General features: G+C 64.2%; 17 protein-coding genes. 3 read left to right on the top strand and 14 right to left on the bottom strand.

Going from position 1 to position 19,471, the window contains the following annotated elements; translation table 11 throughout:
* Window positions 1–79: 79 nt before the first annotated feature.
* Window positions 80–2,353, bottom strand: a complete 2,274-nt coding sequence (locus FHY55_RS01950; protein WP_168222910.1) for a M10 family metallopeptidase C-terminal domain-containing protein — start codon at window positions 2,351–2,353, stop codon at window positions 80–82.
* A 264-nt stretch (window positions 2,354–2,617) separates the two neighbouring features.
* Between FHY55_RS01950 and FHY55_RS01945 the strand changes: the two genes are divergently transcribed.
* Together FHY55_RS01945 and FHY55_RS01940 are read left to right on the top strand one after the other, a co-directional pair.
* A complete protein-coding gene (locus FHY55_RS01945) occupies window positions 2,618–5,014 on the top strand; it encodes a glycosyltransferase (RefSeq protein WP_254695396.1) in 2,397 nt (798 codons plus the stop codon).
* Entirely contained in the window at window positions 5,011–5,826 is an 816-nt protein-coding gene (locus tag FHY55_RS01940; protein ID WP_140012586.1) for a hypothetical protein, read from the top strand. The genes FHY55_RS01945 and FHY55_RS01940 overlap by 4 nt, the downstream gene beginning before the upstream one ends.
* Window positions 5,827–5,871: 45 nt before the next feature.
* Here the strand turns inward: FHY55_RS01940 and FHY55_RS01935 are convergent, their stop codons facing one another.
* The 9 genes from FHY55_RS01935 to FHY55_RS01895 form a co-directional block, all read right to left on the bottom strand.
* A complete protein-coding gene (locus tag FHY55_RS01935) occupies window positions 5,872–6,849 on the bottom strand; it encodes a glycosyltransferase (RefSeq protein ID WP_254695395.1) in 978 nt (325 codons plus the stop codon).
* Between the two features lie 172 nt (window positions 6,850–7,021).
* Window positions 7,022–8,191 (bottom strand): NAD-dependent epimerase/dehydratase family protein, encoded by a 1,170-nt coding sequence (locus FHY55_RS01930; RefSeq protein ID WP_140012584.1) that lies wholly within the window; start codon window positions 8,189–8,191, stop codon window positions 7,022–7,024.
* A gap of 88 nt (window positions 8,192–8,279) precedes the next feature.
* On the bottom strand, window positions 8,280–9,152 hold the full coding sequence (rfbA, locus tag FHY55_RS01925; RefSeq protein WP_140012583.1) for a glucose-1-phosphate thymidylyltransferase RfbA: 873 nt from the start codon (window positions 9,150–9,152) through the stop codon (window positions 8,280–8,282).
* A 198-nt stretch (window positions 9,153–9,350) separates the two neighbouring features.
* Window positions 9,351–10,388 (bottom strand): dTDP-glucose 4,6-dehydratase, encoded by a 1,038-nt coding sequence (rfbB, locus tag FHY55_RS01920; RefSeq protein WP_140012582.1) that lies wholly within the window; start codon window positions 10,386–10,388, stop codon window positions 9,351–9,353.
* Window positions 10,385–10,954, bottom strand: a complete 570-nt coding sequence (rfbC, locus tag FHY55_RS01915; RefSeq protein ID WP_140012581.1) for a dTDP-4-dehydrorhamnose 3,5-epimerase — start codon at window positions 10,952–10,954, stop codon at window positions 10,385–10,387. The genes rfbB and rfbC overlap by 4 nt, the downstream gene beginning before the upstream one ends.
* A gap of 61 nt (window positions 10,955–11,015) precedes the next feature.
* Window positions 11,016–11,870: a dTDP-4-dehydrorhamnose reductase gene (rfbD, locus tag FHY55_RS01910; protein WP_140012580.1), complete on the bottom strand. Its 855-nt coding sequence runs from the start codon at window positions 11,868–11,870 to the stop codon at window positions 11,016–11,018.
* A 22-nt stretch (window positions 11,871–11,892) separates the two neighbouring features.
* Window positions 11,893–12,810 carry an NAD(P)-dependent oxidoreductase gene (locus FHY55_RS01905; RefSeq protein WP_140012579.1) on the bottom strand — a complete coding sequence of 306 codons (918 nt, stop codon included), beginning with the start codon at window positions 12,808–12,810 and terminating at the stop codon, window positions 11,893–11,895.
* 237 nt (window positions 12,811–13,047) lie between these two features.
* On the bottom strand, window positions 13,048–13,707 hold the full coding sequence (locus tag FHY55_RS01900) for a sugar transferase (protein ID WP_140012578.1): 660 nt from the start codon (window positions 13,705–13,707) through the stop codon (window positions 13,048–13,050).
* 21 nt (window positions 13,708–13,728) lie between these two features.
* On the bottom strand, window positions 13,729–15,084 hold the full coding sequence (locus tag FHY55_RS01895; RefSeq protein WP_140012577.1) for a UDP-glucose/GDP-mannose dehydrogenase family protein: 1,356 nt from the start codon (window positions 15,082–15,084) through the stop codon (window positions 13,729–13,731).
* A 171-nt stretch (window positions 15,085–15,255) separates the two neighbouring features.
* Between FHY55_RS01895 and FHY55_RS01890 the strand changes: the two genes are divergently transcribed.
* Window positions 15,256–15,888 (top strand): CAP domain-containing protein, encoded by a 633-nt coding sequence (locus FHY55_RS01890; protein ID WP_140012576.1) that lies wholly within the window; start codon window positions 15,256–15,258, stop codon window positions 15,886–15,888.
* A 95-nt stretch (window positions 15,889–15,983) separates the two neighbouring features.
* Here FHY55_RS01890 and FHY55_RS01885 read toward each other — a convergent pair whose 3' ends face one another.
* Genes FHY55_RS01885 through FHY55_RS01870 form a run of 4 tightly spaced genes read right to left on the bottom strand, consistent with a single transcriptional unit; the run spans window position 15,984 to window position 19,470 of the window.
* The gene (locus FHY55_RS01885; protein WP_140012575.1) at window positions 15,984–16,988 is read right to left on the bottom strand and encodes an NAD-dependent epimerase/dehydratase family protein; all 1,005 of its coding nucleotides are present in this window, start codon (window positions 16,986–16,988) and stop codon (window positions 15,984–15,986) included.
* Entirely contained in the window at window positions 16,985–18,460 is a 1,476-nt protein-coding gene (locus FHY55_RS01880) for a glycosyltransferase family 39 protein (RefSeq protein WP_140012574.1), read from the bottom strand. The genes FHY55_RS01885 and FHY55_RS01880 overlap by 4 nt, the downstream gene beginning before the upstream one ends.
* Complete coding sequence (locus FHY55_RS01875) at window positions 18,438–18,743, bottom strand: lipid-A-disaccharide synthase N-terminal domain-containing protein (RefSeq protein ID WP_140012573.1); 306 nt, start codon at window positions 18,741–18,743, stop codon at window positions 18,438–18,440. The genes FHY55_RS01880 and FHY55_RS01875 overlap by 23 nt, the downstream gene beginning before the upstream one ends.
* The gene (locus FHY55_RS01870; protein ID WP_140012572.1) at window positions 18,736–19,470 is read right to left on the bottom strand and encodes a glycosyltransferase family 2 protein; all 735 of its coding nucleotides are present in this window, start codon (window positions 19,468–19,470) and stop codon (window positions 18,736–18,738) included. Before FHY55_RS01870 ends, FHY55_RS01875 begins: the two co-directional genes overlap by 8 nt.
* Between the last annotated feature and the right edge of the window lies 1 nt (window position 19,471).

Below are 19,471 nucleotides of genomic sequence, written 5' to 3'. Positions count from 1 at the left end.
CAGCGCGGTGCATGCGCCGCAGCAAAAACGGGCGCAGGCGAGAATGCCCGCCGCGCCCGCCAATTCATATCGTCAGCCCTCAGACGAAGTCGAAGTGGTCCGACACGCCAAGCGCGTAATCCTCGGTGCCATCCACAAGCTCGCCGTCAAGGTCCAGCTCCACCGGCATGTCAAAATCCATCACCGGCTCACCAAGCTCCGCAGCGGTATTCTCGGTGTCTTGCTTGAAGATAAAGACATCCGCCTCGCTAACGATCATCTCTTCTTGGCCGAAGAGGACGCCGCCAAACAGGCCACCGCCTCCGCCGCCTGTGCTGCCGCCGCCACCGCCGGTCGAACCGCCGCCACTGCTGCCGCCACCGCCAAACAGGCCGTCGAACAAGCCGCCTCCGCCGCCCGTGCTGCCGCCGCCACCGCCGGTCGAACCGCCGCCACTGCCGCCGCCGCCGCCAAACAGGCCGTCGAACAAGCCGCCTCCGCCGCCCGTGCTGCCGCCACCGCCGCCGGTCGAACCGCCGCCACTGCCGCCGCCGCCACCAAACAGGCCGTCGAACAAGCCGCCTCCGCCGCCCGTGCTGCCGCCGCCACCGCCGGTCGAACCGCCGCCACTGCCGCCGCCGCCACCGAACAAGCCGCCGCCGAACAGGCCACCGCCACCGGTCGAACCGCCGGTCCCGGGTTCGGGCTCGGGCTCCGGTTCCGGCTCCGGCTCGGGCTCGGGCTCAGGTTCCGGCTCAGGCTCTGTGCCCGCCAGTTCAAGCATGTCCGAATAGGTGAGTGTGTCGTCGCTGAACTCGTAAACCTCGACGCTGCTGTAAGTGTCGGTGCCGAGGCTCGAAGTCACCTCAATCGTTCCGCCGCCCATGTCGGTGACAGTGATGCCGCCGGTGTCGATGGAATAGACCACGCGATCCGTGCCGCTGCCGCCGTTGAAAGTATCGTCGCCAAGGCCCTCAAAGTACCGGTCGTTACCGCCGCCGCCCTGGATGACATTGTTGGCGTCATTGCCATAAATCGTGTCGGCACCCGAGCCGCCAATGACGTTCTCGATCACGGTGCCCTGCGCGATGACGAAGCTGTGCATCGCGGCGGCGTTGCCGTTGTCTTGCCCGACAAGGCTGATCTGGCCTTCGCGCAGGTCGATGGTCTGCGCAACCGAGACGGTCGAGAAGTCGAAGGTATCGGTGCCGCCGGTATCAAGCACGGTCAGGGCCACGTCCCCGCCTCGGTAAATGCTGGAAGAGATGGCATCGCCATCCCAGATCGCACCCATCACATCGCCCGTCAGGCCACCGAGGGTGTTGTTGGCAAACCACGTGGTATCACCGCCATAAACCGAGACCGGCTCACCATAGAGCGCCCAGACGGCGGCAATATCGGCGATCATCGGCGTGATGACGTTGGCGTAGGGCGCAAAGCCCGCTTCTTCCATGTCGAAATACGACATGATGGTGAACATCGTGCTGTCGTTGTTGAAGTGGTTGTTCACACCCCAGTTGGCAAATCCATCGTAATTGCCCGAGTGCACGAGGCCCAGCGCGTGGCCGATCTCATGCATGTAGGTCAGGAAGGAATAGCTATCGAGCGTGGTGCCGTAAGATGTCAGCCAGCCTGCACCCACGTTCACGTCGGAGTAGTTGATCACCCCTGTGTTCGGGTTAAAGCTCGAAGGGCCGGCAAAGGCACCGCTCTGATCGTCATCAAAGCGAATGTCGGCGATGCTGGAGTTGTAGGTCACGGTAAAGGTGATGCCGGTCACAACCGACCACTGCTCAAGCGCCTGAAGCGCAAGCTGCTGGCCAGCCGGGTTCAGATTGGCGATGTAGACATACATCGTATCGCCGGTGTTCTCATCATGCCCGATCGCAGTCGGAATGCCCCAGCCAAACTCGGTCAGCTGGCTGACGATATCCTCGATGCGGAAATCATCGGTGGTGGTGCGGATGATATAGTCGCCAGTCGCATTGGAGTCATAGCCGCTGACGGCAATGTAATAGGTGCCGGTCGCCGGCACGGTGTATTCGATCAGCGAAAAGTAGTTCTGCCCGGAATAGAAGGCATCATCGTTGAAGGCGACCTGCGTGCCGTTCGAGTTGTAAAGAGTCAGCGTCGTGTCGGTGATCCCCGCAACGGCGCCATTGGTGCCATAGACGTTGATAACAACCGATTCGCCCGCCGTCAGCTCAATGGCCACCCAGTCGTCATCGCTGCCAGAGCTGATCTCGCCCTCAAAGGTATCGCCCAATTCGATGGTATAGGCCGTGCCCATGCCCGCAGCCGCATCAGCGCCTTCAAAGTGGTCTGCCGCTGGCAAATCGTTGAGGAAATGCTGGGTTAGGTCAGAGCCCTGCAAGGCACCAAAAATCGGAGAAAATGAAATCTGCGGGGTCGCCTGATAGCAAAGCTGACACATTTTAAACTATTCCCATCCATTCTGCGCCTGAACACGGAGCTTGGGCTCCGAACCAGTGGGCTGGACCCTGTCCGAGCCCGATGACCATTCTAGGGCGTATACATGACCGAAAAGTGCAAACCTGCCGTTACCGTAAATACAGCACATGCAGAAGCCACGCGCAGCCTTCCTCAAAGTTCAGCCCGCCCTACCGGCGGTTCTGACTTGTTCTACCCGACAGGCACAGCCGAGGGAATCGCAGATGCCACAGGTCGGCAGGATTACGTTGCAGTCATTATGGCGGTGTTTCGCCCCAACCACACTCAACTGGAGGCGCAGGTTGCAAGCATCGCGCGCCAAACCCTGCGCCCCTCGCTGCTGATCGCCGTCATCGCCGATCTGGAATCAGGGCCGCTGGTGCAAGAGATCGCCAGCCGCCATGGGCTTGAGTGTTCGCTTGTCGTGCCCGAGCAGGGGCTCGATGCGCCCCGCGCCTTTGCCGCCGGGCTCACGGCGGCAACCGAGCAAACGCCCCCCGGCGCACTCATCGCCTTCTCCGATCAGGATGACATCTGGCACCCCGCCAAGCTGGAGCGCGGGGCCGTGGCGCTCGATGACCCAAGCGTTAGCCTCGTGCACTCCGACGCCCGGGTTGTCGACGCCGCCGGAACGGTGATGCATCCCTCGCTCTTCGCGTTGGAGCGGCGGCAACGCAGGCCCGGCCTGCGCGACTTGCTGCTGCGCAACAACGTCACCGGGATGACAATGCTGTTCCGGCGCGAGCTGGCAGAGCTGTCACTGCCCTTTCCGGCGCAGGCGGGCGTGCACTTCTATCACGATCTGTGGCTTGGGCTTCTGGCCACCGCGCGGGGGCGGGTGGTGGTGTTGGATGAGCCGCTTGTCGATTATCGCCAGCACGAGGGCAACGCCATCGGCGCCCTGCAGCGCGGGCGGGGTGGGTGGCGCCCACAGTTCGGGCGCAAGGCGCTCTGGTCCTGGGGGCGGCGGCGCGCCACCAGCTATGCCCTTGCCCGCTACCTCGCCCGGTCGGTGCAGGCCCGCATCTCCGAGTTCGTGCTCGCCGGGCGGCTTGCGCCCAACACCGCCAACACCCAAGCGCTCAAGCCCTACCTGCGGCGGCGCGGGCTTGGGCTGCCGCTGGTGGCCGATGCCGCGCGCCTCCTGCTGTTCGGGCGGCTTGATCTGGCCCGCATTTCCATGTGCCACGCCACCATCACCGCCGGGCGGCTCGGGCTTTCGCTGCGTGAGGCGCTCAAGAGCGGGCTCAACGAGTCCCTTGGCCGCTTCGACACCCGGCTTTACGGGCTGTCACCCGGCGTCGCACCACCCGAGCTCGACAGCGGCGGCAACGTGATCATCAAGGAGCTGGCGCTGGAGCCCGCCCCGCCGCCCCAGCAACGCAGCAAACCCGCGTCGAGCTTTATCGACACCCGCAAACTGCCCTCTTGGCGGCCCCGGTTTGATGCGCCGGAGCCCGCGCTCACCCTGCTGGTGCCCACGCTCAACCCCACCGAGGCCTTTGCCGGCATCGCCACCGCTATAGACATCGGCATCGGCCTCGCCGCGCGCGGGCACAGGGTCCGGATGATCGCCACCGACCTGCCCATTGCCAACGCCGCAGCCTCTCGCGCCTTCGTCGAGGGCCGCATTGGCAATGGCGGGGCCGAGGCCGCCTCGCGGATATCGCTCCATTGCGGCATCACCGGCGACACCAGCGGCCCAGAAGGGCCGGAAATCTCGCAACACATTGATGATTGCTTCCTCGCCACCGCATGGTGGACAGCCCATGTCGCCCGGAGCCTGACCAAGGAATACAACATGGGGCAATGGCGTTTCATCTACCTGATTCAGGACTACGAGCCCAACTTTTACGCCTGGGGCACCACCTTTGCCGAAGCGGCCGAGAGCTATGGCATGGATTATCTGCCGGTTTTCAACACCACGCTCCTGCGCGATCACTGCGCCAATCTCGGCCTCTGCGCCCCGGATGCGCTGGCCTTCCGCCCTTCCATCGAGGTCGCGCGCTACAGCACCGGCACCCGCCCGGCCCGCAGCGGGCCACGGCGGCTGGCGCTCTACGGTCGGCCCGAGGTGGAGCGCAACATGTATCCGATGGCCATCGAGGCGCTGGAGCGCTTTGTGGTTGCCGAGGGGCTGGGCCGCGATGACATCGAGCTTGTCTCGGTCGGGCTCCAGCATGATCCGGTCGAGTTCTCCACCGGGGCCCGCCTCACCAGCCTCGGCAAACTCCCTTGGGAGGACTATCCGGGCTACCTGCTCTCGGTCGACCTCGGGCTTTCGCTCATGCTCTCCCCGCACCCCAGCCACCCGCCAATCGAAATGGCCGCCTCTGGCGTTCGCGTGGTCACCAACACCTACGGCAGCAAGGATCTTTCGCGGCTGTCTCCCGCAATCCTCTCGCCCCAGCCCACGGCGGAGGGCCTCTCTGCCGCCTTGTCCCACGCCTGGGCCGCAGGCCCGGTGCCTGACGCCGAGCGCAATATCGACCTCTCGCCACTCGGCCTGCCGATCGACGAGATGATGGACCAGCTCTCTAACCTGCTCTCGCAGATGCAAACCAAATCGGAGGCCGCCGCATGACCCGCTCCATTCTTCTTCACATCGGTATGCACAAATGCGGATCGACCTATCTGCAGCAGGTGCTCCTGCGCAATCAGCAGGCCCTCGCGAAGGCGGGCATTGCCTATCCGCATGACGGCAAAGGCCACCCCGGCAATGCCGAGGGGATCGAGCGGGCCGGGGCCGCCCGGCTGGAGGCCCTCTTTGGCCCGCATCAAAAGCTGGTGCTCTCCTTCGAAGACCTCATCAGCCTCGGCTCCAAGGCCCGGCCCTTTGCCCGCGCGGTGAAAAAGCTGGGCGCAGAGGTGGAGATTGTCACCTTCACCCGGCCCTTCAACGAATACATCTTCGGCGATTACTCGCAGATGATGAAGCAGCACTTTCGCACCTTCATCGCCTCCGCTGCACCCTACGGCGGCAAGAGCTTTGAGCAGTTCGTTGTCTCCCGCGCTCGCCAGATGAACCCCCGCGGCTGGATGAAGGCATGGCGAACGACCCTGCCGGAGGCGCGCTTCACCCTCGCCAGCCACCGCGCGATCCGCACCACCATCGAGCCGTTCTTGGAGGGGGCCACGCTGGATTGGGAGGTGCCCCGCGATCTCACCAACCCCTCCCTGCGCACCGAAGATTGCGACCGCATCGCCAAGATGATCCGGCTCGGCGAGGCCCCGAAAGAGATCGTCACCGCCGTAAAGAAGGCGCTGCACGAGCCCTCCAAACCCGACGCAGGCCGAACCTCGGAGCGCATCGCCTGGATCGAGGCCGTGTTTGAGCGGCACAATCAGGCCCTGCGCGAAGAGTTTGGCTACGACAATCAAGCGCCCCCCGCCTGACGCGCACGGCGGGGGGCGACCGCAAATCGGGAGAGCGGGCGCCGCTTACAGGCGCCCGAGGATCACCGAAAGCCACATCACCGAGCTGGCGAATTGCGTTTGTCGGTGAATTCCCACGTTGCGCAGCATCTTCATGCGCACAGCCAACGGCTGGTGCCGGGCAATGACCAATCGGCGCAACAGGCTGCGGTTCTCGGGGGTGAAATGCTTGGCACAGGCCTGCAGGGCGGCGAGATTCACCTCCATCCAGGTCTTGTAGGTGCCATCCAGTACCATCCGCAGCCGGCTCGCCCGGGCGCGCATGCCGTCATTCGCGCCAATCAGGTTGTCGCCGTGCTGGCGATACAGCAGGCTCGGTGCGTCGTCATGAATCACGGTGCCGCCCGCGCCGGTGATCAGCTGATACAGCCACCAATCATGCACCACCACATCCTCCACGTCATGCGAGGCGGCATGCACAAGGCGGCTGGCAGCCGGGTTCAGCACGATGGTGTTGCCACCGGCGATGTTCTGCACCAGCGCGTTGGCAAAGCTCGGTGGCCTGGGGCGGGCGGCAGACAGGCGATGATTGTCGAGCCCGACATCGGTAACGAGGCTCCGGCTATGATACATCGCTGGCGTGTTCCACGGCATGTCCTCAAGCCGCTCCACCGCCCGTCCCAGCTTGTGCGGAAGCCAAAAATCATCCTGATCAGAGAAGGCCCAGTAACTCCCCGGCTCCACCTCCCGCATCAGGTGCAAAAAATTCGCCGCAGCGCCCCGCCCGGGGCCGGCAATCCGGGTAATTCGCGCCGCAGAGGGGTGGGCCTCAAGGATGTCACCCGAGCCGTCATCTTCGCCATCAATGCTGGCAACGAGGGACCAGTTCTTGTGCTGCTGATCGGTCAGGCTATCGAGCTGTTCGGGCAGATGCGCCGCGCCGCGATGCACCGCCATCAACACGGTCACAGGCGGCCAATCGGCCCGCGCCTCATATCCACAAACTGCCGTCTGCCATTCCGGCGTTGCCTGCAACATGGCCATCCCCAAACCCTAGTTCCACTCCGCAAAGCCGCCCGAGCGAGCGCTGGCCCGTTCTTCATCACGGACCTACGGCAGCACGCCGCCGCAATCGCCCATCCCCCGCCTCGACGCAGGCAGCTTTTTTGCTCTTCGGAGTTTTGCAGACAGCCGTGAAAAGCCGGTTAATGCGGCCCTAGGAACGGTCCTGCGTCCAGGTCGACATACAGGGGATCTTGGACCTGTCGCAGCGCCCCGCATACTTCTGCGCAATTTCACGCACTTCCGCGATGACCCCTTCGGAAAGCCGGATCGGATCGAGCCCCATGCCGAGAAACCGGTCATTCGCCACATGCAGGTCGTTCTCGGCCGCCTCCTTGCGGGGGTTTTCCAGATAGGCAATCTCGGCCCCCACCTGCTCTTGCAGCAACTGCGCAAGATCCCGCACCCGGTGCGTCTCGGTCATCTGGTTCAGAATGTTGACGCGCTCGCCGGTCCGCGGCGGGTTCATCAGCGCCAGCTCAATGCAGCGGCACGTGTCCTGAATGTGGATAAAGGCCCGCGTCTGCCCGCCGGTGCCATGCACCGTCATCGGATAGTCAATCGCCGCCTGCATGATGAAGCGGTTCAGCACCGTGCCGTAATCGCCATCATAGTCGAACCGGTTGATCAGCCGCTCATCCATCGCGGTCTCATCGGTCTGGGTGCCCCAGACAATGCCCTGATGCAGATCGGTAATCTTCACCCCGTCGTTCTTGTTGTAGAACGCAAAGAATAACTGATCCTGGCTCTTGGTCATGTGGTAGATCGAGCCGGGGTTGGTGGGGTAGAGAATATCGGTTTCCGTCAGCCCCTCCGGCGTGTCCACCTTCACCTTCAGGTAACCCTCCGGAATCTTCATCCCGGCGGTGCCGTAGCCATACACCCCCATCGTTCCGAGATGCACAAGGTGAATATCCTGTCCGCTTTCCACGATGGCCGAAAGCACATCATTGGTGGCGTTCAGGTTGTTGGACACCGTGTAGCGCTTGTGCGCGCTGGATTTCATCGAATAGGGCGCGGCGCGTTGCTCGGCAAAGTGAATCACCGCATCCGGCTTTTCCTCGGCAAACAGCGTCAGCAGCCGGTGATAGTGCTCGCCCACCGTGAAGTCATGAAAGCCAATCTCGCGGCCCGTCAGCTCTTTCCACACCCGCAGCCGCTCCCCGATGGGGCGGATCGGCGTGAGGCTCTCCACTTCCAGCTCAATGTCGATCTTCCGGCGAGAGAGGTTGTCGACGATAATCACATCATGCCCGCGCGCCGACAGATGCAGCGCATTCGGCCAGCCGCAAAACCCGTCTCCACCCAAAACAACAATCTTCATGCTCTGCTCCTCAGCGCCTCGCACGGGCTATGGCGCAGTATTGCGGCGACAACAGGCAGCAATAAAGGAAATCCTGTGGGCGGGCGGATTAATTAAGCAGGCCAAGCAGATAGGCACCATATTCGTTTTTGGAAAAGAGCTTCGCGCGGTCAATCAGCTGCTCCCGCGTGATCCATCCGAGGGAAAAGGCGATCTCTTCGAGCGAGCCGGTCTGCAACCCCTGCCGCTGCTCAAGCGTGCGCACAAAGTTGCCCGCGTCCAGCAGGCTGCCATGGGTGCCGGTATCCAGCCAGGCATAGCCCCGGCCCATCAGCTCCACGTCCAGCTGGCCGTCGGCAAGGTAGCTCTCCAGCAGGGTCGTAATCTCCAGCTCGCCACGCGCCGATGGCTTCACCTGCCGCGCCCGCTCGGGTGCCGTGCCATCAACGAAGTAAAGCCCCGTGACAGCGTAGTTCGAGGGCGGCGTCTCCGGCTTTTCGATGATCGAGCGCACCTTGCCGCCCGGATCAAAATCCACCACGCCATAGCGCTCCGGGTCCGCCACTCGGTAGCCAAAAACGGTGCCGCCCGTGGCTTTGTCGCCCGCCGCGTGGAGCAGTTCGGGCAGCCCGTGCCCGAAAAAGATGTTATCCCCCAGCACCAGCGCCGAGGGCGCACCGGCGAGGAAGTCTTCCGCCAGAATGAAAGCCTGCGCCAGCCCGTCGGGCGAGGGCTGCGCGATGTAGGTGAAGGACACCCCCCATTGGCTGCCGTCTCCCAGAAGGCGGTGAAACTGCTCGGCGTCTTCCGGCGTGGTAATCACCGCGATATCGCGGATGCCCGACAGCATCAGCACGGAAATCGGGTAGTAGATCATCGGCTTGTCGTAGATCGGCAGCAGCTGCTTCGACACGCCCATGGTGATCGGATAAAGCCGCGAGCCGGTGCCCCCGGCCAGAATGATACCCTTGCGTTCGCCCATTCCAAACCTCTCTTGCCGGTCCGCCCTTACCTTGGGGCTGCGCCGGCTATTTCGTCAGCGCCCTCTGTGCGCTTCGTCCCGTCTTAATCAATCCACAACCATCAGGTCGGGGATGCGGCAGGGTGTTTCATCACCGAGCGTCGGTCATCTCGCCCTGCCTGTTCACCGCGATTTGCCCAGGCCGGGCCGCGGCTCGCCTCATCCGGTTCCCAGCCGCTTGCCCACACCGTCCCGGTCGCGGAGCGCCTGCCACCAGGCTTCATTTGCCAGATACCAAGCCACGGTTTTCTCCAACCCTTCGCGAAGGGTCACCGAGGGCCGCCAGCCGAGTTCTGTGGCAATGCGGCTCGGGTCGATGGCGTAGCGCAGGTCATGGCCGGGCCGGTCTGCCACAAAGGCGATGAGCTCCTCGCGGGGCCGCTGTGCCGGGCGGGCTTCGTCGAGAATGGCGCAGATCATCCGCACAAGGTCGATGTTGCGCGCCTCGTTTTCACCGCCGATGTTGTAGCTTCGGCCCAGCACGCCGCGCTCGATAACCGTCAGCAGCGCATCGGCGTGGTCCTCCACATAGAGCCAGTCCCGCACGTTTTCGCCCCGCCCGTACACCGGAATCGGCTGGCCCTCCAAGGCGTTCAGGATCACCACCGGCACCAGTTTTTCGGGGAAGTGGAAAGGCCCGTAATTGTTGGAACAATTGGTCATCACCACCGGCAAGCCATAGGTCTCGTGCCAAGCCCGCACCAGATGGTCGGAGCTGGCCTTCGAGGCCGAATAGGGGCTGCGCGGGTCGTAGGGCGTGGTTTCGGTAAACTGGCCTTCCGCGCCCAGCGAGCCAAACACCTCATCGGTGCTCACGTGATGAAACCGAAACGTCTCTGGCCGCCCGGACTCCTGCCAATAGGCGCGGGCCGCTTCCAGCAGGTGAAAGGTGCCGAGCACATTGGTTTCGATAAAGGTCGCGGGGCCGTCGATCGACCTGTCCACATGGCTCTCGGCGGCCAGATGCATGATCGCATCCGGCTTGTGCCGGGCCAAAATCGCATCCAGCGCGGGCCGGTCGCGGATATCGGCATGCTCGAAGCGATAGCCCGGATGGTTTGCCACGCTGGCCACGTTTTCGAGGCAGGCGGCATAGGTCAGGGCATCGAGGTTCACCACCTCATGGCCCTGCCGGATGGCGCGCCGCACAACCGCCGAGCCAATAAAGCCCGCGCCTCCTGTCACCAGCAGCTTCATGCGCCGCCCTCCCAGATGAACGGGCTGTCAAAGCCGTCGAGCCGTGTCGCCGCCGCGTCTTTTTCCGATAGCACCGGTGCCGCGCCGTCGAGGCCCCAGTCGATCCCGATGTCCGGATCGCTCCACAGCAATGCGCCTTCCGTCTCGGGGGCGTAGGTGTCGGTGCATTTGTAGATGATCTCGGTGTCCGGCACCCGTGTCACGAAGCCATGGGCAAAGCCCGCCGGCACCAAAAGCTGGCGGCCGTTATCCTCGGTCAGCTCCGCACCATACCATTGGCCATAGGTCGGGCTGCCCTTGCGGATATCCACCGCCACATCAAACAAAGCGCCCCGACCGCAGCGCACCAGCTTGTCCTGCGCGCGCGGCGGCGCCTGAAAATGCAGCCCGCGCAGGGTGGGGGCCTGTCGGCTCATCGAATGGTTGTCCTGCACAAACACCATCTCCACACCCGCTTCGGCAAGTTTGGGCTGCGAATAGGTTTCGGCAAAGAAGCCGCGATGGTCGCCGAACCGGGGCGGGGTGATGACAAGCACACCGGGGAGGGGAGTTTCTTCGATCTTCACGTTGCGTCGCTCTGCTGCTCGAATTGCGGTTGCCCGGGCGTTTCGGCCACGGAAGTTCAGGTCACGTCTGCTGGCTCAGCACCCTGTCCAGCGCCACCCGCCAATCGGGGCGCGGCAGGCCGAAGGTTGCCTCACTGGCGCGGCAGTCGAGCCGCGAGTTCAGCGGGCGGGCGGCGGGCGTTGGGTAGTCGCTGCTGGGGATCGGCGCGACCTCGCAGGGAAGCTTCGCGCGGGCAAATATCTCGCGGGCGAACTCTGCCCAGCTCACATCCGGCGCGCCGGAATAGTGATAGGTGCCGCTCTTTTCGGGCGCTTGCGTCAGCGCCCGGGCCATGGCCACGCAGGCTCCTGCGATGTCCGCCGCTGCGGTCGGCCCGCCACGCTGGTCATCCACGATGGTCAGCCGCTCGCGCTCAGCGCCCAGCCGAAGCATCGTCTTCACGAAGTTCGCGCCATGGGCCGAAAACACCCAAGAGGTGCGCAAGATGACATACACACCGCCCGCCGCCCGCACCGCCTCTTCTCCGGCGAGCTTGGTGCGGCCATAGGCCCCCAGCGGGGCAACCGCGGCGTCGGGGCTGCGCGGCGTAGTGCCGCTTCCGTTAAAGACGTAGTCGGTCGAGATATGCACAAAGGGCAGGCCCTTCCCGGCGCAGGCCCGCGCAATCGCGCCCGGCGTCACGGCATTGATCTGCCGCGCAAGCGCCTCTTCCTCTTCCGCCTTGTCCACCGCCGTATAGGCCACGGCATTGATCACCGCATCCGCATCACACTGCGCAACCACCTGCGACGCCGCATCGGGCTCTGCAAAATCGGCACGGCTTCGCGGCACCGTCTCTATCGTCAGGTCTTCGCCCGCGAGCGCGGCGATCTCCCGCGCGACCTGTCCGGTTTCTCCGAACACCAGCAACTTCATCTGTCGCAGCTCCCCGTTCCGGCTAGCTTACATATTCCGATTCATACCACCGCAACGTCCGGGCGATGCCGTCGTGTATACTGTGGCGTGGCACAAAGCCCAACTCGGCCGTGGCCCGGGCAATATTGGCGCAGTTGTGCCGGATCTCACCCGCCAGCGCCGGGCCTCTGGCCAGCTGCGGCGGGTGCCGGGCGCAGAGGCTGCGGAAGATCTCCACCACACCCATCAGCGGGGTCTCAACCCCCGTTCCGAGTTGATAAAGCCCCTTGGCGCGGGTCTCGATGGCGGTGACAATCGCCTGCGAAATATCATCAACATAGATGTAATCGCGCGTTTGCCGGCCATCGCCATTAACGGTGATCCGACCTTCTCCAAGCACCTTGCGGCAAAACTGCGGAATCACCCCGCCCTGCCGCCGTGAATACGGGCCATACACGTTGGAAAACCTCAGCGTCAGCGCCGTGAAATCCCAGGTGCTGCTGTAGGCGCGCAGCAAGGCTTCGGTGGCCAGCTTCGAGGCGCCATAGGGCGAAGCCGGGTTGGCGCTGGCCCGCTCATCAATCGGCCCTTCATCCTGCGAAACGGCCCCGGTTGAGGCAAAGATAAAATGCACGCCCGGTGCGTGCCTGCGCAGATGGTCAATCAGCCGATGGCTGCGGGCCACGTTGTTTTCATAGGTGCCGAGCGGGTCGATCATGCTCTGCTGCACCGAGGCCTGCGCAGCAAGGTGAACAACAACATCTGCGCCCGCCGCCAGGGCAAGGGCGGTATCGCTGGTGAAGCAGCCGATGTGCAGCGTGTCGAACACCGCACGTTCTTCCGCCCCGGCATCGCTGTAGCGGTCGATCCCGATCAGGGTGCAGGGCAGGCCTGAAGCGCGGAGATATCGTGCAAGGTTCTGGCCGATGAAGCCCAGCGCACCTGTAATCACCAGTTTCATCCCACGGCCCAGCCCGGCATTCTGCTCTCCATTTTCACACGCATTTCCACGCAAGGGCGCGTCACCCGGCAATGGCGCACAGCCCCACCGTGGCGCGAACGCCCGTAAACCAAGCCCGCCACCGGGCCCTCAACCTGCGAACAAGGCCCTTGGCCCGTCCCGGTCACTGTTCGTGGTTGGAATATCGCCAGAGTATCTAGATTGGGTTAACCAAACTCATTCTCTGGCGGCAGCGGCTTACACCCGCGCGGCCTTGGCCCGCAGCCTTTGCAGCCGCGCCCCGGGGAGAGACATCAACTTCCCCATCGTCAGGTAAAGAATGTAGAGATCGAAGCAAAAGCTCTGCCGCCGGCTGTAGAGCAGGTCAATCGCGGCCTTCCGGGGCACGCAGCGCTTCACATAGATCTCCTCGGTCTCCTCTGCCGACCGGCTGTTCTTCAACAGCTTTTCCTCGTGGCTGTGGTGCATGATCGTGGCCAGGCCGGTAATACCGGGCCGACTCTTCAGCACCTCGCCATAAAGCTCGGGAAACTGCTCAACATATTGGCGCATCGGCGGGCGCGGGCCGACAAAGCTCATATCGCCCTTCAGCACGTTGAAGAGTTGCGGCAACTCGTCAAAGCGGAAGCGGCGCAATGTACGGCCCAGCGGGGTGATCCGCCCGGCCTTGTCGCCACCGGAAACCCCCCTTTCCGGCCCCCCTCGTGCAATGCTCATGGTGCGGATCTTGTACAGCCGAAATGGCCGGCCTGGCGCTCGCATCCGCTCGGAGGTGTAAAAGGCGGGCAGGCCATCCTTCAGGGCGACGAGGCACCAGAGCAGGGCCATCAGTGGCAACCCGGGCACCAGCAGGGCCAGCGCCAAGGTGATGTCAAAGGCCCGTTTGCCCGCATTCACCGGCCCGGCCCCCGTTTTGCCTCAGCCCGCCACCGCCGTCAGATCCGGTTTGTCCTGCATGCCTTCCGCGTCGGGGCGGCCAACGCAAACATAGGCATCAAACCCGGCCTCCCGCGCATCTTCTGCGGAGTAGATGTTGCGCAGGTCGGCCATATGCGCGGTCGCCATCGACTCGGCCACACGCGACAGGTCGAGCGCGCGAAACTCGTTCCACTCGGTGAGCAGCACCAGCACATCCGCGCCCTCGGCGGCGGCGTAAGGGTCTTCTTCCCAAGTGACGCCGGGCAACAGCGCCTCGCCCTCGCGGCGGCCCTGCGGATCCACCACCCGCACATCCGCGCCCCCGCCCACCAGCGCGGGCACAATGGTAAGGCTCGGGGCCTCGCGCATGTCATCGGTGTTCGGCTTGAAGGTCACACCCAGCACAGCGATCTTCTTGGCATTGAAGGAGCCGCCGCAAAGATCGCGCAGCTTCTCCACCATCCGGCGCTTCATGTCCTCGTTCACGGCAATAACGGCCTCGGTGATCTCCAGCGGCACCGCATGGTCCTGCCCGATCCGGGCCAGCGCCTTGGTGTCTTTCGGAAAGCAGGAGCCGCCATAGCCCGGCCCCGCGTGGAGAAACTTGTTACCGATCCGCCCATCAAGGCCCATGCCCTTGGAGACAGATTTGATATCGGCGCCGACACGCTCGCAGAGCATGGCGATCTCGTTGATGAAGGTGATCTTCGTGGCGAGAAAAGCGTTGGCCGCGTATTTGATCATCTCCGCCGACTCCAGATCGGTGTAGACGATGGGAAAGTCGCGCAGGAACAGCGGGCGGTAGATATCGCCCATCACCGCCTTGGCCGGCTCTGTCTCCACGCCCACCACCACGCGGTCAGGCCGCATGAAATCGTCGATGGCCGCGCCCTCGCGCAGGAACTCGGGGTTGGAGGCCACGTCAAAGCTGCCTTCTTCGCAGGTCTTGGCGATGATCTCATAAACCTTGCGGTTGGTGCCCACCGGCACCGTCGACTTGGTGACAACCACGGTAAACCCGTCGAGCGACTGGGCGATCTCTTCGGCGGCGGCGAACACATAGGTCAGGTCGGCATGGCCATCGCCCCGGCGGGTGGGCGTGCCCACGGCAATAAACACCGCATCGGCACCCGCCACGGCAGGGGCCAACTCTTCGGTAAAGCTCAAGCGCCCGGCGGCCACGTTCTTTGCCATCAGCACATCAAGGCCGGGCTCGTAAATCGGCACCTCGCCCCGCGTCAGCTGCGCCACCTTCTCGGGGTTCTTGTCAACGCAGACAACCTCATGCCCGAAGTCCGAAAAACACACACCTGAGACGAGGCCAACGTAGCCCGTGCCAATCATTGCAATCTTCATGGTTCAACAATCCTTCCGCGCGGCGGCTATGACGGTTTTCTCAATGGCGGGAGCAGCGGGAAAATGCAACTTGTGCATCCGAGTTTCCTCATTCGCGCCTTAAAATCGCCCAAGCGAAAGGGTTGGCTGAGATCAGAGCAGATGGTGGGGGCCAGATGCTTGAGGTAACCAATGCACAAGGCATTTCGCCTGGCCTTCGGGGCCATGATGACAGTGGCGAGCCTGTCAACGACTGCAAGCGGCTGCATCCGGGGGGATGTGGCCGGTGCGGAAAACCCAATCAACCCAGCGCGGCTTGACCAGCCGTTGCTGGACGCGGTGATTGCGGTAGAGGTAAATTATCAGCGGTGCCAAAAGGGGCTACCCCGGCTGGCAGGCGCGGCACCGTTGCGGGATACGGCCTTCGGACACGCCAACTGGATGGCCTCGAAAAGCACGCTAAGCCACAAGTCCACCCGGCCGGGCCGGGCAACCGTGAAGGCGCGTATTCTCGCCTCTGGCCTCAAGGTCCGCCGCGGCTCCGAGAACATTGCCCGCGTCGCGCTCTACAAGGTTGAGGGCCAGCGTGGTTACAAGATAAGCAACGCCGCGCAGTGCAAGTTCACCACGCCTGACGGAACGCCCATCGGGCGGCACAGCTACGGCTCACTCGCCCGCTACACCGTGGCGCTCTGGATGGACTCTCCCGACCACCGGGTGAACATTCTTGCACGCAAGTACAAGATGGCCGCCTCCGCCATTGCCCTCGACCCCAGAGGCAAGGCCTGCGGCTCGCTCTACATCGCCCAGAACTTCGCCGGATAGGCAGGGCACCTCAACGCAATGGGCCCCCGGCTCTGGCCCATTGCCTGCCCACCTAAGCCGCCGCACCCGCCCGTTGCCGAGCGCTCAGGCTGCCCTCAGGCGTAGTGCTTGTCGTACCATTCAACAAAGGCGCGCACGCCATCCTGCAAACTGGTCTGCGGCATCGCCCCAACCAGATCGGTGAGCAGGCGGGTATCGGCCCAGGTCGCAGGCACATCGCCGGGCTGCATTTCCATCATGTTCTTCTCCGCCCGCTGGCCCAGCGCCTCTTCGATGGCCTGGATGAAGGCGCCAAGCTCCACCGGCGCGGCGTTGCCGATGTTCACCACGCGCCACGGCGCCACGGGCGAAAGGCTGTCTGCCTCGCCCACCGGCGCACCGCGCTCTGGCGGCACATCAACCAGCCGCCGGATACCCTCCACCAGATTGTCGATATAGGTGAAGTCCCGCTTCATCTTGCCGTGGTTGTAAACGTCGATCGGCGTTCCAGCCCGTATCGCCTTAACAAACTTGAACAGCGCCATATCGGGCCGCCCCCACGGGCCATAGACGGTGAAAAAGCGGAACATCGTGACAGGCAGGTGGTAAAGATGCGCATAGCTGTGGGCCATCGCCTCATTGGCGGCCTTGGTCGCGGCGTAAAAGCTCATCTGATGCGCCACGCGGTCTGTTTCGCCATAGGGCATGGCCTCATTCGCCCCGTAAACGCTGGAGGTCGAAGCCATCAGCATATGGGCCGGCGGATGGGCGCGCGCCGCCTCCAGCAGCCGGAAGGTGCCAATCAGGTTGGCCTCCACATAGCTCTCCGGCGCGTCGATCGAGTAGCGCACGCCCGCCTGCGCCGCGAGGTGGATAACAATCTCGGGCGCGTGCTCTTCCATCAGCGCCTCCAGCCGCCCCGGCTCCTCCAGCCGCGCCTCCACGGCGCTGAACCCCTGGCTCTGCAACAACCGCTGATGCCGCCGCTGCTTGAGGCTCACATCGTAGTAATCGGTCATCGCATCCAGCCCGATCACCCGAAAGCCATCATCCAAGAGGCGGCGGGCGATATGCGAGCCGATAAACCCGGCAGAACCGGTCACAAGGGCTTTGCGCGTCATGGTCTGGCTCCTTCTGTCCAACAATCGCCCGGCACCCGCCAGACAGTCTGCGGCCTGCGCCGAAACGCCCCCTCGTCGGGGGCAATCGGCTCCAGCGCCACGGCCCCCTCACAGGCCGGCGGCACGTTGCGTCGGCTGACGTAAAGCACATCGCCGGGGCTGCCTGCAAAGGCATGGCTCTGCACGTAATGGTTCGGCGGGCGGCCCCGCTCGGGCCGGGCATAGGCCTCCAGCCCGGTGATCTTGCCCGCCACGCCCCGGCCCCGGATACGATAGAACAGGTCGGCCAGCACATCGCGGTCATCGGCCACCACGACCGAAACGCCCTCGGCCTCGGCGCGCGCCGCGATGGCCGAGCTCATCGCGATCCGCCCAAGGTAACGCTCCATCAGCAGCGGCCCGTCGCCCAGCCGCAGCACCGGCGCAAACACCGTGGCCAGCACCAGCACAACGGCAAGCCCCGCGCCCAGCGCAAGGCTCACCCCCATCGCCCAACGCCCCCAGCCCCGCACCGTGATCACGGCGGCAATCGTGCCCGCGAGGTAGGCCGCGGCGGCCCAGTTGGCATAGGCCTTCGAAAGCAGCGCCTGCCCGCAGACCAGCACGAGGATCGGCAAGGCAAACCACAGCAGCATCGCGCTGCGCCTCTTCACCGCCGACCACAGAAGGCCCACCAGCAACACCGGCCCGAACACCACGAACTGACTGCCCGCAAATTCCCCCAACGCCGCCCAGTTCAACCCGGCCCGCGCCCCCGGATCACGCACCCAATCGGCGTTGTCCATGGTGTGCTCAAGTGTCGAAAGCCCGTTCTGGATGTTCCAGATGATGTTGGGCGAAATGACGATGAGCAGCGCCACCAGCGCCAGCCCCGCATCGCTCCAGCGCACCCTTGCGCCGGGCACGAACACCGCCGCCAGACCCGCGCAAAGCACGTAGTAGAGCCCGGCGTATTTGCTCATCACCGCCAGCCCCACCAGCGCCCCCGCCAGCACCGCCGCGCCCCAGCTCTGCTCGCGGATCACCCGCAGCCACGCCCAGAGCGCCCCGGCGAGGAAGGGGAACATCACCGTATCCGTGCTGATCAAAAAGCTACCCACCGCCACCAGCGGCAAGGTGATGTAGCTCGCCGCCACAAGGATCGCCGTGCGCCTGTCCGCCAGCTCCGCCGCAAGGCCCGCCAGCAACAGCGCCGTTGCCCCATGCAGCACCGCCGCCGGCGCGCGCAGCCAAAAGGCGGCATCGCTGCCCGCCAGCTCGGTTACGCCGCGCAGCAGCCAGCCAATCATCGGCGGCTTGGAGTAGTAGCCAAAGGCCAGCTCCTGCCCCCAAAGCCAGTATTGCGCCTCGTCCACAAACACCTCGGCCCGCGCAAAGGGCAGCAGCGCGAGGCGAAAGATCACCAGCGCCGCGACCACCGCAAACGCGGGGCCAAACCATCCGGCGCCGTCAGGCTTCACGCTTGCTGACATGGATCAGATAGAGGTTACGAACATAGATAAAGAGCCCCATCGCCTGCCCCAGCACGAACACCGGGTCTTTGCGATACAGCGCATAGGCCAGCAGGATCAGCCCGCCGCCGATCGAAAAATACCAGAAGGCAACCGGCACCACAGAGGCCCGCGCCCGCTCGCTGGCGATCCACTGCACCAAAAACCGGGCGGTGAACATCAACTGCCCGCCAAGCCCGATGACCACCCACCAGAACTCAACCCATGTCTCGACATGGAGCACCGCGAAGAGCCACTCAAACATCGGGCGTCACCTCGGTCGGCACCTGCGTCTTGCGCCGCCGGATCAGCCAGGCCACGCCGATCAGGTCGTAAATCCCCACAAGGGCGCGACCAAGGTTGTTGTACTTGCTCTGTCCCGCCGCACGTTCGGCATGGGTCACATCCACATGCGCCACCTCCCAGCCGTCCCGCCGCATCAGCGCGGGAAGGTAGCGATGCATGTGGTTGAAGAAGGGCAGACCAAGAAAGGCATCACGGCGAAAGCCCTTGAGCCCGCAGCCGGTGTCGCGCGTGCCGTCTTTCAGAATGCGGGCGCGCAGCCCATTGGCCGCCTTGCTCGCCCAGCGCTTGCTGGCGGTGTCCTGCCGGTCCACCCGCTGCCCGGCCACAAGCCCCAGCTTGCCGGTGGTGTCGGCAAAGAGCGGGCCATAAAGGTTCGGCAGTTCCTCGGGCGGGTTCTGCCCGTCGCCGTCCAGTGTCACGCAGATCGGCGCCCGGGCGGCATTTACCCCCGAATGCACCGCCGCGCTCTGCCCGGCAGGCTTGGGGTGTCGCAACACCCGCACGCGTGCATCGTCGCGCGCCAGCTTCAGCAGTTCCTCGCCGGTGCCATCGGTCGAGCCGTCATTCACGGCCACAACCTCAAACTCCACATCCCCACAGGCCGTCACGATCCGCCCGATCAGCGGCGCAACGTTCTCGGCCTCGTTCATCATCGGGATCACCACCGACACCTGCGGCGCGCTCATC

Source organism: Oceanicola sp. D3 (assembly GCF_006351965.1).
GTDB lineage: Bacteria > Pseudomonadota > Alphaproteobacteria > Rhodobacterales > Rhodobacteraceae > Vannielia.
Note: the sequence above shows the minus strand (reverse complement) of the source record. Positions and strands in the feature narration are given on the sequence as shown.

Excerpts from the sequence above, each read along its gene's own strand:
- FHY55_RS01940 (WP_140012586.1), top strand. The coding sequence starts at position 5,011 with ATGACCCGCTCCATTCTTCTTCACATCGGTATGCACAAATGCGGATCG.
- FHY55_RS01935 (WP_254695395.1), bottom strand. The coding sequence starts at position 6,849 with ATGGCCATGTTGCAGGCAACGCCGGAATGGCAGACGGCAGTTTGTGGA.
- FHY55_RS01930 (WP_140012584.1), bottom strand. The coding sequence starts at position 8,191 with ATGAAGATTGTTGTTTTGGGTGGAGACGGGTTTTGCGGCTGGCCGAAT.
- rfbA (WP_140012583.1), bottom strand. The coding sequence starts at position 9,152 with ATGGGCGAACGCAAGGGTATCATTCTGGCCGGGGGCACCGGCTCGCGG.
- rfbB (WP_140012582.1), bottom strand. The coding sequence starts at position 10,388 with ATGAAGCTGCTGGTGACAGGAGGCGCGGGCTTTATTGGCTCGGCGGTT.
- rfbD (WP_140012580.1), bottom strand. The coding sequence starts at position 11,870 with ATGAAGTTGCTGGTGTTCGGAGAAACCGGACAGGTCGCGCGGGAGATC.
- FHY55_RS01905 (WP_140012579.1), bottom strand. The coding sequence starts at position 12,810 with ATGAAACTGGTGATTACAGGTGCGCTGGGCTTCATCGGCCAGAACCTT.
- FHY55_RS01895 (WP_140012577.1), bottom strand. The coding sequence starts at position 15,084 with ATGAAGATTGCAATGATTGGCACGGGCTACGTTGGCCTCGTCTCAGGT.
- FHY55_RS01890 (WP_140012576.1), top strand. The coding sequence starts at position 15,256 with ATGCACAAGGCATTTCGCCTGGCCTTCGGGGCCATGATGACAGTGGCG.
- FHY55_RS01885 (WP_140012575.1), bottom strand. The coding sequence starts at position 16,988 with ATGACGCGCAAAGCCCTTGTGACCGGTTCTGCCGGGTTTATCGGCTCG.
- FHY55_RS01880 (WP_140012574.1), bottom strand. The coding sequence starts at position 18,460 with ATGTCAGCAAGCGTGAAGCCTGACGGCGCCGGATGGTTTGGCCCCGCG.
- FHY55_RS01875 (WP_140012573.1), bottom strand. The coding sequence starts at position 18,743 with ATGTTTGAGTGGCTCTTCGCGGTGCTCCATGTCGAGACATGGGTTGAG.
- FHY55_RS01870 (WP_140012572.1), bottom strand. The coding sequence starts at position 19,470 with ATGAGCGCGCCGCAGGTGTCGGTGGTGATCCCGATGATGAACGAGGCC.